Origin of the sequence: Mesorhizobium vachelliae (genome assembly GCF_033977325.1) — a bacterium.
GTDB lineage: Bacteria > Pseudomonadota > Alphaproteobacteria > Rhizobiales > Rhizobiaceae > Mesorhizobium > Mesorhizobium vachelliae.
Genome location: NZ_JAVIIR010000001.1, coordinates 158,300 through 171,874 on the forward strand (window position 1 = coordinate 158,300; position 13,575 = coordinate 171,874).

The window sequence follows — 13,575 nt, forward strand, 5'->3', positions numbered from 1 at the left end:
GTCTAAAGCCACTCTCGACTTTGAACCGATTCAGTCCGGACATCCCATGCCGCTGCCGATCCTAGCGCTCGCCATTGCATCCTTCTGCATCGGCACCACGGAATTCGTCATCATGGGCCTGCTGCCGGAAGTGGCGGCCGATCTCGGCGTGTCGATCCCTTCTGCCGGCCTCCTCGTCACCGGCTATGCGCTGGGCGTCGTCTTCGGCGCGCCGATCGTGGCCATGGCAACCGCGCGCCTGCCGCGCAAGCCGGTGCTTGTCGGCCTCGCCGCGCTCTTCGTCATCGGCAACCTCTTCTGCGCCATCGCGCCCAACTACTGGCTCTTGATGGCGGCGCGCGTCTTCACCGCGTTCGGCCACGGCGCCTTCTTCGGCATCGGCTCGGTCGTTGCCGCGAGCCTCGTGCCGCGCAACAAGCGGGCCAGCGCCATCGCGTTGATGTTTGCCGGCCTGACGCTCTCCAACATCCTCGGCGTTCCCGCCGGCACGGCGCTCGGCGAAGCCTTAGGCTGGCGCGCCACCTTCCTCGCCGTCGTCGGCATCGGCCTCATCTCGGTCGCGGCCATAGCCTGGCTGGTGCCGTCGGATGTCGCCAAGCCCAGCGGCGGCGGCCTAGTGGGCGAGCTGCGCGTGCTCGGCAAGCTGCAGGTGTGGCTGGCGATGCTGATCGCCTCGCTCGCTTCCGCCAGCCTGTTCGCCGTCTTCACCTACATCAAGCCTTACCTCACCGATGTCTCCGGCCTGTCGACGACGACCGTCACCTGGGTGCTGCTCTTGTTCGGCGCCGGCATGACCATCGGCAACATCATCGGCGGCAGGCTGGCAGACTGGAAGCTGATGCCAACAGTGATCGCCACGCTGCTCGCCATGGCCCTGCTCTTCGCCGTCTTCACCGAGCTCGGCGCCATCGCAAGCGTGGCCGTGGTGATCGTCTTCCTGTGGGGCATGCTGATCTTCATCGTTGTGCCGCCGCTGCAGATCCGGGTCGTCGAGGCGGCTGCCGAAGGACCGAACCTGGCGTCCACGCTCAACCAGGGTGCCTTCAATGTCGGCAATGCCGGCGGCGCCTGGATCGGCGGCCTCGCCATCTCCTGGGGCGTGTCCTACGCCAACCTGCCGCTGGTGGGCGCGGCGCTCGCGCTTCTGGCCGTCGCTGTGGCCGTGCTGTCGCAGGCGCTCGACCGCCGCACGGTGATGCAGCCGCAACCGGCCGAATAGCAGCTTCTGCCCCGACAGCCGGCCCGGCTGGACCACTCGACAGTCCTGCCGCAAACATGCATGTCTGGCCCTCCATTGGAGGTGTCCCATGCAGAAGACGATCGAACGCATCGCTGGCGACAGCGAAGGCGTCGCCTACGAATTTCCGGTCTTGCGCTTCGAGGGCAAGGACAAGGCGGCACCTTCCGCCTATTTGCAGGCGGCGTTGCATGCCGGCGAGTTGCCGGGCGTCGTCGCCATCGACGCGCTGATGCCGATGCTGACTAAGGCGGAGGCCGAGGGCCGCATCAAGGGCCCGATCACGATTGTGCCCTGGGCCAATCCGATCGGCCGCGCGCAATATCATTTCGGCGAGCATCAGGGCCGCTTCAATCTCGGCACCCGCACCAACTTCAACCGCTCCTTCCCGCTGCTTGCCACGCCCGACGCCCGGCTGCTGCCGGATGTCAGCCTCGGCGGCGCCGATCGCCGGCTGAAGAACCGGCTCGTCCAGCTCTCGCTCGGCAACGATATCGTGCTTGACCTCCACTGCGACGACGAAGGTCTCGCCTATCTCTACATCCACACCAGCCTGTGGCCGCACATGGCCGACTGCGCGGCCGCCATGGGCGCCGAAGCCGTCCTGCTGTGGAGCGAGGACAATAGCGGCACCTTCGAAGGCGCCTCGATCATGCCCTACCAGAACGCGCCGGCAGGCGTCGCGCGCTTCGATCGCCGCGCCGTCACTACGGTCGAATATCGCGGCATGCTCGATGTCGACGCTGACCTGGCAGCGTCCGATGCCGCGGGACTCTACCGCCTGCTGGTGACGCGCGTTGTCATTCAGGACTCATCGGTCCCAAAATTCGAGACATTTTCCGGCCCCGTCGTGCCGCTGAAAAACATCGACATGATGCCCTCGCCGAAGTCCGGCGCGATCCTCTACGACGTCAAGCCCGGCGATCGCGTCAGGAAAGGCGACAGGCTGGCGACGATCGTGCATGCGCCCGGCGAGGCCGGCGGCCGCACGGAAGTGTTTGCCCCGCAGTCGGGCTTCATCCTGACCCGCCGCTCTCGCCGCATCATCCGCGCCGGCGAGGATCTTCTGAAGCTCGCCGGCGACGGCAGGAGCACCGACGCGCGCTCCGGCACGCTGGAGGACTGAAGCCCTGCACGCTTCGGCGCCGGCGCTTCCGGTCAGAGGCCGCGCAGGCTCTCCAGATTGTGCACATGGACATGGTCGCCGGCCGCGACCGGCGCCGTCAGCCGGCCGATGACTTCGCCATATTTGCGCACCTTGGCACCGGCCGGCAGATCGCGCAGCGCCAGCTTGTGGCCGGCCTTGAGCGATGCGCCGGCCGTAAGCACGAGCCCTTCGCGGGCGCCGCGTGTCGCGACGCTCGCTCCAGCTTCCACCGGCCCGACCAGCACCGCGACATCGTCGTCGGCATGCAGCACGATGGCGCCTGGCTGGCTCATGCACTTGCCAGCCGCACCTGGACGCCGGCGGCGTCTTCCCTGAGCTTCAGCACCGCGCCGACATCCTTGCCCGCCATGCCGGCGTCCATCGTCTCGCCAAGCACCGCAAGCGTGGCGGCACCGACCGGCGCTTCCAGGCCGAGCGCCTCGTTCATCGCCAGCGCCAGGCGGCAATCCTTGTGGGCCAGCTTGACCATGAAGCCAGGCTCGAAGTCGCCCTTGAGCGCGCGGTTGTGCATGGCGACCGCGAGCTGCTGGTTCCAGGCCATCGTCGTCTTGAGCACGCTGATCATCGTGTCGAGCGTCAGCCCGGCCTTGGCGCCGGCGACGAGCGCCTCCGAGCTCGCGGTGATCAATACGCTCGCCAGGAGATTGTTGGTGAGCTTCATCGCCTGCCCCATGCCGAGCGCGCCGCAATGGATGAGGTCCGCGCCCATTGCCGACAGTACGGGGCGGGCGCGCTCCAGCACCGCCGCATCGCCGCCGATCATCAGTGTCGACGTTCCGGCAATGGCATGCTCGACGGTCTTGCCGACCGGGCTGTCGATCATGTCGACGCCGCGCTGAGCGAGCCATGAGCCGATCTTTTGCGTGGTCTGCGGGTCGATCGTGCTCATGTCGATATAGAGGCTGCCGGATTTCAGCCCATGGCCGATGCCGTTCTCGCCGAGCACGGCCGCCTCGACGTCGGGCGCGTCCGGCAGCATGGTGATGACGACCTCCGACCGCTCCGCCACCTCACGCGGCGAAGCCGCCGCGCGGGCGCCCGCGTCGACGAGCTTCGCCACCGACGCCGGGTTGAGATCGAAGACGGTGAGGCCAAAGCCCGTCTTGAGCACGTTGCGGGCCATCGGGGCGCCCATTGTTCCAAGCCCGACAAAACCAACCTCGGTCATCAATGCTTCCTTTTCACTGTTTCAAAGGAATGCGCCGCCTCAGGAAGGCGCTTTCCACTGGTCGAGCTGCCAGGCCGGCAAGCCGCGCAGGTCCTTGGCGCTCTTGTCGGTGAAGCCGCTTTCGTCCGGCACCTTGCCCGTCCCCTCATAGGCTTTCTGCAGCAGCGGAGCCGCCTTGCCGAAGGCCGCCTTGACCTGATCCCAGCTCAGCGCCTCGGGGATCATCTTGCCGGCGACCATGAACTGGGAAATCTGGCTGACCGCTGCCGCATCGCCTTCGGTCGGCCATATCCAGCCGCGCTGGAAAAGCACCTCGTCGCCGACGACCTTGGCGCCGAGCGCGGGATCGAGGCCCCAATATTTGTTGACCGACTGCGAAATGTCCTTGAGATCGACCTTCTGCAATTCCGCCAGCGCCCGCTGCGCGGCAACCAGGAAGGCCTGGCCGACCGGCGCATCGTCGCCGACGATGCGGTCGCTGCAGATCCAGAAGGAACGGTGCAGATAGTAGCCGTCCGGATAGAATTTCGACTTCTTGACGCCCGGCAGCAAATGCCCTTCGCCCTCGCCCGCCGGTCCGCTGTAGCCGGCCTCGGTATAGCCGAAGGAATTCATGATTCCCGTCAGCCCGGTTTCGGCATTGGCCTTGAGGAAGGCCGGGTAGATCACCACTGACGCGTCCATGCCTTCCGGCAGGGATGCGGCCACCGCCTGGGTCGGCGTGTTGACGATGTTGATGTTGAAGGCGCGCGGATCGGCGTCGCCCAGTTCCTGCAGCAGCATCTGCGACAGCGCGTTGTAGGGATCGCCGCCGACCAGCGCGCCGACGGTCTTGCCCTTCAGGTCCTCGATATTCCTGATCGGCGAGCCCTTGCGGGTGGCGAGCACCATGCGCATGTGGCCCTCGCCCACGGTCAGCATGTTGATCGGCTGCGCCTGCGACAGCAGGCGCACGATCGGCGTGTTGCCCCACATGCCGATGTCGAGATCGCCCGAGACGAAGGCCTCGACCATGGGCAGGGCCGAAGGATAGTCGCGCCAGTCGACCGTGAGATCATAGCCGAGCTCGCTAGCCGCCTTCTCCAGCATCTTCTCGTTGATCATGCGCTGCGTCAGCGGCGAGTTGCCCGCCGCGTAAGGCTGGCGCCCGATCGAGACTTTCGCGGTCTTGCGGTCCTGCGCCCGCACGATCGCGGGCATGGCCAGGGCGCCCGCAGTGGCGCCCGCAAGGAACATGCGCCGGGTGAAAATGCTCTGCGTAAATCTTGTCATGACATTCCTCCGTCCTGTCGTCAGTTCATCGTTGCGCGATATGCTTCTTCTCGGATCAGCTCCCAGATCGACTGGCAGAGCCTCGCGAAATCGCCGGAGCGGCGGGTCGCGTCGCCGCGCGGCCTCGGCAGGTCGATGTCGATGATCTGCTTCAGCCGGCCGGGATGGCTGCTCAGCACCGCCACCCGGTCGGCCAGAAACACGGCCTCGTCGATGGCGTGGGTGATGAACACCACCGTGCGCCGTTCCGGCGCCGGGCGGTCCTGCCCCCAGATCCGCAGCAACTCGTCCTGCAGGATGACGCGGGTCTGCGCGTCGAGCGCAGCCAGCGGCTCGTCCATCAGAAGGATTTCCGGCTCGCTCGCCATCAGCCGCGCCAGCGCCACGCGCTGGCGCATGCCGCCCGAGAGCTCGTACGGATATTTCTCCTGCGAGCCCTTGAGCCCGACCATCTCGATGGTGCGCTCGACGCGCTCGGTGCGCTCGGCCGGCGAAAGCCCATGCCCGGCCGGCCCGTAGACCAGTCCGAACTCGACATTGCCGCGCACCGTGCGCCAGGGAAACAGCGCGTAGTCCTGGAACATCACGCCGCGCTCGGCGCCCGGTCCTTCGATCGGCTTGCCGTTGAGCGTCATGGTGCCGGACGTCGCGGGCTCGAGGCCGGCGAGCATGTTGAGCACCGTCGTCTTGCCGCAGCCCGAAGGTCCGACAATGGCAAGGAACTCGCCGTCCCTGATGTCCAGCGACAGCTTCTCGACCGCGACGACCGAGCCGCCGAAAGACTTGCTGACGCTATCGAGCCGGATCTTCGGCGCGCTCATATCCGGCTCCACGGTACGGTGATGGCGAGCGCCCAGCGCAGGGCGCGGTCGAGGGCGAAGGCGACGATGCCGACCGCGATCATGCAGACGACCATGCCGTTCAGGTCGATCGAGTAGGCGTAGAAGACGAACATCATCTGGCCGATGCCGCCGCTGCTGCCGGACTTGGCGCCGACCGCTAGCTCGGCGGCGATGATCGCCGTCCAGGCGATGCCGAGGCCGATGCGCATCCCGACGAGGATCGACGGCAAGGCCGCCGGCAGCAGCACCACGCGCATGCGGGTGAGCGGCGTGAGCCCCATGGTCAGCGCGGCGCGCATCAGGCTGGGCTCGATGCGCTTCACGCCCGAGATGGTGTTGATCAGGATCGGGAAGAAGGCGGCGTAGGCGACGATCGCGATTGCCGCGCCCGAGCCCGAGCCCAGCCAGAGGATGACGAGCGGCAGGATGGCGAGCGCCGCGATCGGCCGGAACGTCTCCACCAGCGGATCGAGATTGCGCTCGACCGCAGGCATGCTGCCCATGGCGATGCCAAGCGGAATTGCCACGCAGGCCGCGATGGCAAAGCCAGCGAAGACGCGCCCGAGGCTGGTGGCAAGGCCGGCGAGCAGGTCGCCGTCCCGCAGCATGGCGACCGCGGCTTCGACCACAGTGCTGGGCCGCGGCGCCTGGGCCGAGCCCGTGGCCAGAAGCTGCCAGCCGACGATGAGCAGAACCGGAACGACGAGACGGAGCGCGATGCGTTTCATCGCGTCGCTCCCGTCTGCGCCCACGGGGTCAAGACCTTCGAAAGCTGGCGCAGGCCCTTGTCGGTCAGGAAGCCGAGCACGCCGATCGTGACGATGAAAGCCATCACCGTTGGTGTCGACAGCATGCTGCGATAATATTCGATCGCGTAGCCCAGCCCGTTCGGCGCGCCGACCAGCTCGGCGGCGACGACGGCGGTCCATGACGCGGCGACGGCAAGCCGCGCCGAGACCAGGATCGCCGGCAGCGCCGCCGGCACGATGACGCGCCGCATGATCGTCGACCCCGACAGGCCCATCGTGCGCGCCGCGGCGATGAGGCGCCTGTCGACCGCGACGGCGCCCGCGGCCGTGCCGACCAGCAACGGGAAGAACGCCGTGTAGAACATGATGAACAGCGGCAGGCGATGGCCGATACCGAAGAGATAGAGCGCGAGCGGTATCCATGCGATGCCGGCGATCGGCCGCAGCATCTCGACCGGCAGTTCGAGCAGGTCGTTCCACAGCCGGCTGCGGCCCATCAGCAGGCCGAGCGGCACGGCGATTGCGGCAGCGGCGAGCAGGCTGGCCAAAAGCCTGGCCAGGCTGATCAGCGCATTGCCGAACAGCTCGCCGTTAAGCGCGGTGTCGCGGAGCGCGGCGGCAACCGCCAGCGGCGACGGCAGCAGCAGTTTCGACGGCACCAGCAGCGATCCGGCGTACCAGGCAAGCACGAACAGCGCCATCGTGCGCAGATAGACCAGAACGCCCCCAAGCCGCGTGGGGCTGGCCGCCTTCGCGCCTGTCGAGGAAACCGCGCTCAAAGCGAGCCTCGTATCCGGGTCGGAACTTCCAGCCCCTCTCCCAATATCTCGCCGAAAGTCAGCGTGCCGCCGGCGACCTCGAATATCGTCGCGAGCAGCCGGCGCGCGGCGCCCTCTATCGTCTCGGCCCCTTCCCCGACCGGGCTGGCATCGAAATCGATCTGCTCGGGCAGCCGGCGCGCGGTCTCGCGCCTGGCCGTGATCTTGATCGTCGGCGCGAGCGCGCTCGCCGTGCTGTTGCCGGGCCCGGTGGTGAACAGCATGAGCTGGGCGCCGGCAGCGGTGAAGCCGGTCATCGATTCCGGCGAGAAGGACGGGCCGTCCATCAGATAAAGCCCGCCGGCCGGCGGCGGCTCGGCGACCGAGAGCATCCCGTCGATCGGGCAGCTGCCTGTCTTCGCCACGGCCCCGAGCGACTTCTCCTCGATCGTGCTCAGCCCGCCGCGAATATTCTCCTCGCCGGGATTGTTGCCCGTCAGGCTGCGGCCCGACGCGCTGGCAAAGCTTTCCCTGCGTTCCACCGCCTGCAGGATTCCTTGCGCGATCGACGGATCGCGGGCGCGGCCGGCCAGGATATGCTCGGCGCCCAGCCACTCGACGGTCTCGCCGGCGATGACGGTCGCGCCGCGCGACACCAGAAGGTCCACTGTGGCGCCCACGACCGGGTTGCTGATGAGCCCCGACGTCGCGTCGGAATGGCCGCATTCGACGCCGACGACCAGTTTTGTCCCCGGCAGTATCTCGCGACGGGCGCGAGAGGTTTCGCGCAGCAGCGCGGCGCCTCGCCTGATGCCCTGCTCCAGGACCGAAAGCATATCTTCCTCCTGCTCGGCGAAGGAGACGCTGGCGACGGGCTTGCCGCCTTCCGAGATGCGAGCTGAAACCATCGCGGTCGTCGCCGCGTCGACCCCGACGACCAGCACCGCGCCAACATTGGGGTTGCGGCCAAGGCCCACGAGTTGATCAACGTGCAATCCGAGATCCGGTTCGACATGTCCCCTGCCGGCGCTCGTGGCCGCCAGCAGCGCGCCCTCCAGGCTGGCGGCGATCCGCTCGCTCACCCGCAGCGCCAGCCCGTTGATGCACAGGACGAGCACGTAATTGCGGATTCCGACGCTGCCATCGGCTCGCCTGAAGCCGAGAAACGACGGCAGGCGATCGATTTCCCCGTTGTCGGAGGCAAGTGGCGGCATCTGGCGTTCCCGAACCGTCGCTGTAAGGCGATCTCTTGGTAAATCTCATATTTGATCAAATGTTCCATTGGCAAGGGCAAAATTGACTTCTCTTGGTGGCCATGCGAGCAATATTTGCTCAAATCCGGGTAGCGGGGACATATGGCGCGAATTCCCGACGTTCAAAAACTGCTTCGTGACGACATCGTCTCAGGAGCCATTCCATTCGGCTCGCGGCTGAGGATCGACGAGTTGGCGAGCCGATATGGCGTGAGCCATATGCCGGTGCGCGAAGCCCTGCGCGCGCTGAGCGGCACCGGTCTGGTGGTGCTGGAGCCCAACCGCGGTGCCCGCGTCAGGACGGTCCATCTGTCCTTCGTGGTGGACCTTTTCGACATCCGCAGCGCCATCGAGACCATGCTTGCGCGGCGCGCCAGCGAGCGCCGCACCGCTGAGCATCTGCGCGACTTGAAAGCGGCCGAGGAATTGCTGGAGACACGGGTAGCGAGCGAGGACTTTCTTGCCGTCCCCCACGCCAACAACATCTTCCACGGCGTCATCAACGAGGCCGCCGGCAATCCCGGCGCGCTGTCGATGGTGGATCGCAACTGGCTTCTGGTGGCGGCGATCTGGCAGCGCTACGGCTATGACGAGGGGCGCTTCCACGGCGTCATTGACGATCACCGCCACATCATCCGCGCCATCGAGCGCCAGGATGCCGGCTCGGCCGCGGTTCTGATGGGGGCGCATATCGAGAAGGCCAAGCATGACCTTCTGGACAGGATCGCCGTCGATCCCAAGCCGGACATCGGCCTGCAGTGACCGTCGCCACCGAGTTCGACGTCGCCGCGAGGACCGGCGACATTCTGGGCGAATCGCCGACCTGGCATCCGCGCACCGGCGAATTGTTCTGGGTCGACCTGCGCCGTCCTTGCCTGCACAGAATGCAGCCTCGAAGCGGGAACGTGACCTCATGGCCGATGCCCGACCTGATCGGCTCCGTCGTGCCGCGGGCGAAAGGCGGCGTGGTCGTTGCGCTCAGGCAAGGCCTGCGCGTTTTCGACCCGGACAGCGGCCAACTCACCCCGCTGACGACGGTCGAATATGGACCACCGCAGCATCGCCTGAACGACATGAAATGCGATCCCGCCGGCGGCATCATCTGCGGCAGCATGTGGGATTACGGACTGCATCCGTCGGGCGCGCTCTATAGGGTCGACGCGACAGGGCGCCCGACCCTGTTGCGCGAGCGGATCGCCGTGCCCAACGCGCTCGCCTTCAGCCCGGACGGGCGCGCGCTCTACTTCACCGATACCAGGAAAGGCGACATCGAGCGCGCGGATTTCGACCCCGCGAGCGGCCGCGTCGGCCCTTGGTCGACATTCGCCACGGCCCAGGCGGCGCCGGGCCGGCCCGACGGCGCCACCGTCGACGCCGAAGGCTTCCTGTGGAATGCGCGCTACCAGGGCGGCGCCCTCGCCCGCTTCGGGCCCGACGGCACGCTCGACAGGCTGGTGCGGCTGCCGGTCAGCCAGCCGACCTCCTGCGCCTTCGGCGGCGAGGGTCTGAGAACCCTTTATGTGACCACCGCGACCCAGACGCTGAACGCTATGGAACGGGCCGAGCAGCCGCTTGCCGGCGCGCTTTTGGCGCTCGATGTCGGCGTGGCTGGCCTGCCGGAGCCGATGTTCGTCGGCTAGAGCAATTCCACGAAGATTAGCCGCGCCGTTATTGCCACCCGAGGTGACGCCCGCCCGTCGCCTGCAGGTCGATGCCGGTGATGAAGCTGCCGGCATCGGAGCACAAAAGCAGCGCCGCTCCAGCCATCTCGCTTGCCTCGCCCGCCCGCTCGATCGGCGCCGAATTCTTCTGGATGTCGGCCCACTTCGCCGCATCCTGGCGTCGCCAGCGGTTGCGCTCGGTGATGACAAGGCCCGGCGACAAATTGTTGATCGTCACGCCGTGCGGCGCGTAGTCCTTGGCGAGGTTGAATGACAGATTGTGCTGCGCGCTCTTCAACGCGGCATAGACGGCAAGATCGGATTCAGGCCGCGTCTGGTTGATGCTGCCGATCGTCAGCACCCGACCCCAGCCATTGTCCTTCATGCCGGGCAGCGCTGCCTGGAGAAGCTCGATCGTCGCCCTGAAATTGATCTGGATCTGGCGCTCGATCTGGTCGGCCGGCAATTCGAGGAAAGGCGTGCGGTACTGGATGGAGGCGCAAACGACCAGCACATCGACGCCGCCGAGCGCCGCGATCGCATCATGGACGCAGCGCGTCGCTTGGCCGGGCTCAGCGAAATCGGCGTCGATCGCAACCCCGCGCCGGCCTCGTTCATGGACTTCGCGCACCGCATCGGCGGCGGCGTTGGGTTGCCCGAACGCGATGTCGGCGGCGCGGGCCGAATGGACGGCGACGTCGGCGCCGGCCTCCGCGAAAACCCTTACGATCTCGCGGCCAATGCTGACGCTGCCGCCGGTGACGAGCGCGCGCCGCCCGGCCATCGAGAAGCGATGCGCCAGGAGCAAGGCGTTTTGCGTATCGATTTCGTCATGCGGCATTCCAATGGCCCTCAATTGATTTGATCATACCGGATCACTGAGCGTCACAGACGCCTCTGAAATGTCAAGGACGTAGCTTCTAAACTTTTCAGTTTTTGATCAAATTATGCCTCTCTTGAGTTTACACACAATCGACTGCCGGTCCCCGCCGTGCGGATGGCGAACCCCGCCTGCGGCTCGCACAGGGGCCCGCGGACGACTTGCTCCATCCGACGCGTTCCCCGATTCCGCTTGCCGATCCGGTCATTCGCCGCTATGGGAGTCGCCATGAACATGCGTTCGAACAAGACCATTTGGTGGTGGGCCTGCTGACAGCGGCCTGTTCGTGCGTGTGCGCGTGAAAGTTAGAGGGTGGCCGCAACGGAATGTCCGGGCGGCCATTTGTTTTTAGAGCCATTCCGGGTCCGTTGCCCAAAACGCTGATGGAGACGGCAATGACGACTAAAGTTCTGGACAACGGGGCGGAGCGCTTCGTCACCGCGGGCGGCGTGACGATCACCCGAGAGCGCCACGACCGGCCCTATGAAGGCGCGATCGACGCCTATGTCGAGGGCCTGAATTCGCGCCGTGGCGCGGTGTTTTCCTCCAACTACGAATATCCGGGCCGCTACACGCGCTGGGATACGGCCATCATCGATCCGCCGCTGGTGATCTCCGCGCGGGGACGCACGATGCGCATCGAGGCGCTGAACAAGCGCGGCGAAGTGTTGTTGCCGGTGATCGGCAAGGTGCTTGGCGAGCTCAGCGAAGTGACGATCGCCGAGACCTCGAAGACGCTCATCCGTCTCGATGTGGCAAAACCCGGCCGTGTCTTCACCGAGGAGGAGCGCAGCCGCGTCCCGTCCGTCTTCACGGTGCTGCGCGCCATCACCGCGCTGTTCAAGACCGCCGAGGACGCCAATCTCGGCCTCTACGGCGCCTTCGGCTACGACCTCGCCTTCCAGTTCGACCCTGTCGACTACAAGCTCGAGCGCAAGGAAAGCCAGCGCGACCTAGTGCTCTTCCTGCCCGACGAGATCCTGGTCGTCGACCATTATTCGACCAAGGCCTGGACCGACCGCTACGACTATTCCGGCGAGGGTTTTTCGACCGAGGGCCTGGCGCGCGACGCCCATGTCGAGCCGTTCAAGACCGCCGACCGCATCCCGCCGCGCGGCGACCATGAGCCCGGCGAATACGCCAATTTGGTGCGGCGCGCCATGGAGAGCTTCAAGCGCGGCGACCTGTTCGAGGTCGTGCCCGGACAGATGTTCTACGAGCGCTGCGAGACCCAGCCTTCCGACATCTCGCGCAAGCTGAAATCGATCAACCCCTCGCCCTATTCCTTCTTCATCAATCTCGGCGAGAACGAATATCTGATCGGCGCCTCGCCGGAGATGTTCGTGCGCGTCAATGGCCGCCGCGTCGAGACCTGCCCGATCTCGGGCACCATCAAGCGCGGCGACGACGCCATTTCCGACTCCGAGCAGATCCTCAAGCTGCTCAACTCCAAGAAGGACGAGTCCGAGCTCACAATGTGCTCGGATGTCGATCGCAACGACAAGTCGCGCGTCTGCGACCCGGGCTCGGTGCGCGTCATCGGCCGCCGCCAGATCGAGATGTATTCGCGCCTGATCCACACCGTCGATCACATCGAGGGACGGCTGCGCGAAGGCATGGATGCTTTCGACGCGTTTTTGTCGCATGCCTGGGCCGTCACCGTCACCGGCGCACCGAAACTCTGGGCCATGCGCTTCATCGAGCAGAACGAGAAGAGCCCGCGCGCCTGGTATGGCGGAGCGATCGGCATGGTCAACTTCAACGGCGACATGAACACCGGGCTCACCTTGCGCACCATCCGCATCAAGGACGGCATCGCCGAGGTGCGCGCCGGCGCCACGCTGCTTTTCGACAGCGTGCCCGAGGAAGAAGAAGCCGAAACCGAATTGAAGGCATCCGCCATGCTCTCCGCCATCCGCGACGCCAAGACCGGCAACGCCACCGGAACCGAGCGCACCACCGCGCGCGTCGGCGACGGCGTCAACATCCTGCTGGTCGACCACGAGGACTCCTTCGTCCACACCTTGGCCAACTACTTCCGCCAGACCGGCGCCAACGTCTCCACCGTGCGCACCCCGGTGCCGGAGGAGGTCTTCGAGCGGCTGAAGCCCGACCTCGTCGTGCTGTCGCCCGGACCGGGCACGCCGACGGATTTCGATTGCGCTGCCACCATCAGACGGGCGCGCAGCCGCGACCTGCCGATCTTCGGCGTCTGCCTCGGCCTGCAGGCATTGGCCGAGGCCTATGGCGGCGAGCTGAGGCAATTGCACATTCCGATGCACGGCAAGCCGTCGCGCATCCGCGTCTCCAAGCCCGGCATCATCTTCTCAGGCCTGCCCAAGGAAGTGACCGTTGGCCGCTACCACTCGATCTTCGCCGACCCGGTGCGCCTGCCCGACGGCTTCGTGGTCACCGCCGAGACCGAGGACGGCATCATCATGGCTTTCGAGCACCGCAAGGAGCCGATCGCGGCGGTGCAGTTCCACCCGGAATCGATCATGACGCTCGGCCACAATGCCGGCATGCGCATCATCGAGAACATCGTTGCGCATCTGCCGCGCAAGGCCAAGGAAAAGGCCGCGTAGGA

The 13,575-nt window shown here is 66.3% G+C and carries 13 protein-coding genes; 5 read left to right on the plus strand and 8 right to left on the minus strand.

Annotated elements, in window-relative coordinates; all coding sequences use genetic code 11:
• Nucleotides 1–46 precede the first annotated feature (46 nt).
• Both RFM41_RS00815 and RFM41_RS00820 read left to right on the plus strand, forming a co-directional pair.
• Nucleotides 47–1,219, plus strand: a complete 1,173-nt coding sequence (locus RFM41_RS00815; protein ID WP_320245636.1) for an MFS transporter — start codon at nt 47–49, stop codon at nt 1,217–1,219.
• Nucleotides 1,220–1,307: 88 nt separating this feature from the next.
• Nucleotides 1,308–2,363 carry a succinylglutamate desuccinylase/aspartoacylase family protein gene (locus RFM41_RS00820; protein ID WP_320245637.1) on the plus strand — a complete coding sequence of 352 codons (1,056 nt, stop codon included), beginning with the start codon at nt 1,308–1,310 and terminating at the stop codon, nt 2,361–2,363.
• A gap of 32 nt (nt 2,364–2,395) precedes the next feature.
• Here the strand turns inward: RFM41_RS00820 and RFM41_RS00825 are convergent, their stop codons facing one another.
• Genes RFM41_RS00825 through RFM41_RS00855 form a run of 7 tightly spaced genes read right to left on the minus strand, consistent with a single transcriptional unit; the run spans nt 2,396 to nt 8,408 of the window.
• On the minus strand, nt 2,396–2,677 hold the full coding sequence (locus RFM41_RS00825; protein WP_320245638.1) for a UxaA family hydrolase: 282 nt from the start codon (nt 2,675–2,677) through the stop codon (nt 2,396–2,398).
• Entirely contained in the window at nt 2,674–3,573 is a 900-nt protein-coding gene (locus tag RFM41_RS00830) for an NAD(P)-dependent oxidoreductase (protein WP_320245639.1), read from the minus strand. Before RFM41_RS00830 ends, RFM41_RS00825 begins: the two co-directional genes overlap by 4 nt.
• A gap of 39 nt (nt 3,574–3,612) precedes the next feature.
• Nucleotides 3,613–4,845, minus strand: a complete 1,233-nt coding sequence (locus RFM41_RS00835; protein WP_320245640.1) for an ABC transporter substrate-binding protein — start codon at nt 4,843–4,845, stop codon at nt 3,613–3,615.
• Between the two features lie 20 nt (nt 4,846–4,865).
• Nucleotides 4,866–5,666 carry an ABC transporter ATP-binding protein gene (locus RFM41_RS00840; RefSeq protein WP_320245641.1) on the minus strand — a complete coding sequence of 267 codons (801 nt, stop codon included), beginning with the start codon at nt 5,664–5,666 and terminating at the stop codon, nt 4,866–4,868.
• Complete coding sequence (locus RFM41_RS00845) at nt 5,663–6,415, minus strand: ABC transporter permease (protein ID WP_320245642.1); 753 nt, start codon at nt 6,413–6,415, stop codon at nt 5,663–5,665. Before RFM41_RS00845 ends, RFM41_RS00840 begins: the two co-directional genes overlap by 4 nt.
• The gene (locus RFM41_RS00850; protein ID WP_320245643.1) at nt 6,412–7,215 is read right to left on the minus strand and encodes an ABC transporter permease; all 804 of its coding nucleotides are present in this window, start codon (nt 7,213–7,215) and stop codon (nt 6,412–6,414) included. The genes RFM41_RS00845 and RFM41_RS00850 overlap by 4 nt, the downstream gene beginning before the upstream one ends.
• Nucleotides 7,212–8,408 carry a UxaA family hydrolase gene (locus RFM41_RS00855; RefSeq protein ID WP_320245644.1) on the minus strand — a complete coding sequence of 399 codons (1,197 nt, stop codon included), beginning with the start codon at nt 8,406–8,408 and terminating at the stop codon, nt 7,212–7,214. Before RFM41_RS00855 ends, RFM41_RS00850 begins: the two co-directional genes overlap by 4 nt.
• Nucleotides 8,409–8,549: 141 nt before the next feature.
• On the opposite strand from RFM41_RS00855, the gene RFM41_RS00860 reads away from it, so the two are divergent.
• Both RFM41_RS00860 and RFM41_RS00865 read left to right on the plus strand, forming a co-directional pair.
• Nucleotides 8,550–9,209, plus strand: a complete 660-nt coding sequence (locus RFM41_RS00860; RefSeq protein ID WP_320245645.1) for a GntR family transcriptional regulator — start codon at nt 8,550–8,552, stop codon at nt 9,207–9,209.
• Nucleotides 9,206–10,087 (plus strand): SMP-30/gluconolactonase/LRE family protein, encoded by an 882-nt coding sequence (locus RFM41_RS00865; RefSeq protein WP_320245646.1) that lies wholly within the window; start codon nt 9,206–9,208, stop codon nt 10,085–10,087. Before RFM41_RS00860 ends, RFM41_RS00865 begins: the two co-directional genes overlap by 4 nt.
• A gap of 28 nt (nt 10,088–10,115) precedes the next feature.
• Here RFM41_RS00865 and RFM41_RS00870 read toward each other — a convergent pair whose 3' ends face one another.
• Nucleotides 10,116–10,949, minus strand: coding sequence for an SDR family NAD(P)-dependent oxidoreductase (locus tag RFM41_RS00870; RefSeq protein ID WP_320245647.1), 834 nt, complete (start codon nt 10,947–10,949; stop codon nt 10,116–10,118).
• Nucleotides 10,950–11,383: 434 nt separating this feature from the next.
• Between RFM41_RS00870 and RFM41_RS00875 the strand changes: the two genes are divergently transcribed.
• Nucleotides 11,384–13,573 carry an anthranilate synthase gene (locus RFM41_RS00875; protein WP_320245648.1) on the plus strand — a complete coding sequence of 730 codons (2,190 nt, stop codon included), beginning with the start codon at nt 11,384–11,386 and terminating at the stop codon, nt 13,571–13,573.
• Nucleotides 13,574–13,575: the final 2 nt, after the last annotated feature.

Coding starts and splice junctions, on each gene's coding strand:
- RFM41_RS00845 (WP_320245642.1), bottom strand. CDS start 6,415: ATGAAACGCATCGCGCTCCGTCTCGTCGTTCCGGTTCTGCTCATCGTC.
- RFM41_RS00840 (WP_320245641.1), bottom strand. CDS start 5,666: ATGAGCGCGCCGAAGATCCGGCTCGATAGCGTCAGCAAGTCTTTCGGC.
- RFM41_RS00815 (WP_320245636.1), top strand. CDS start 47: ATGCCGCTGCCGATCCTAGCGCTCGCCATTGCATCCTTCTGCATCGGC.
- RFM41_RS00875 (WP_320245648.1), top strand. CDS start 11,384: ATGACGACTAAAGTTCTGGACAACGGGGCGGAGCGCTTCGTCACCGCG.
- RFM41_RS00860 (WP_320245645.1), top strand. CDS start 8,550: ATGGCGCGAATTCCCGACGTTCAAAAACTGCTTCGTGACGACATCGTC.
- RFM41_RS00825 (WP_320245638.1), bottom strand. CDS start 2,677: ATGAGCCAGCCAGGCGCCATCGTGCTGCATGCCGACGACGATGTCGCG.
- RFM41_RS00830 (WP_320245639.1), bottom strand. CDS start 3,573: ATGACCGAGGTTGGTTTTGTCGGGCTTGGAACAATGGGCGCCCCGATG.
- RFM41_RS00855 (WP_320245644.1), bottom strand. CDS start 8,408: ATGCCGCCACTTGCCTCCGACAACGGGGAAATCGATCGCCTGCCGTCG.
- RFM41_RS00835 (WP_320245640.1), bottom strand. CDS start 4,845: ATGACAAGATTTACGCAGAGCATTTTCACCCGGCGCATGTTCCTTGCG.
- RFM41_RS00870 (WP_320245647.1), bottom strand. CDS start 10,949: ATGCCGCATGACGAAATCGATACGCAAAACGCCTTGCTCCTGGCGCAT.
- RFM41_RS00820 (WP_320245637.1), top strand. CDS start 1,308: ATGCAGAAGACGATCGAACGCATCGCTGGCGACAGCGAAGGCGTCGCC.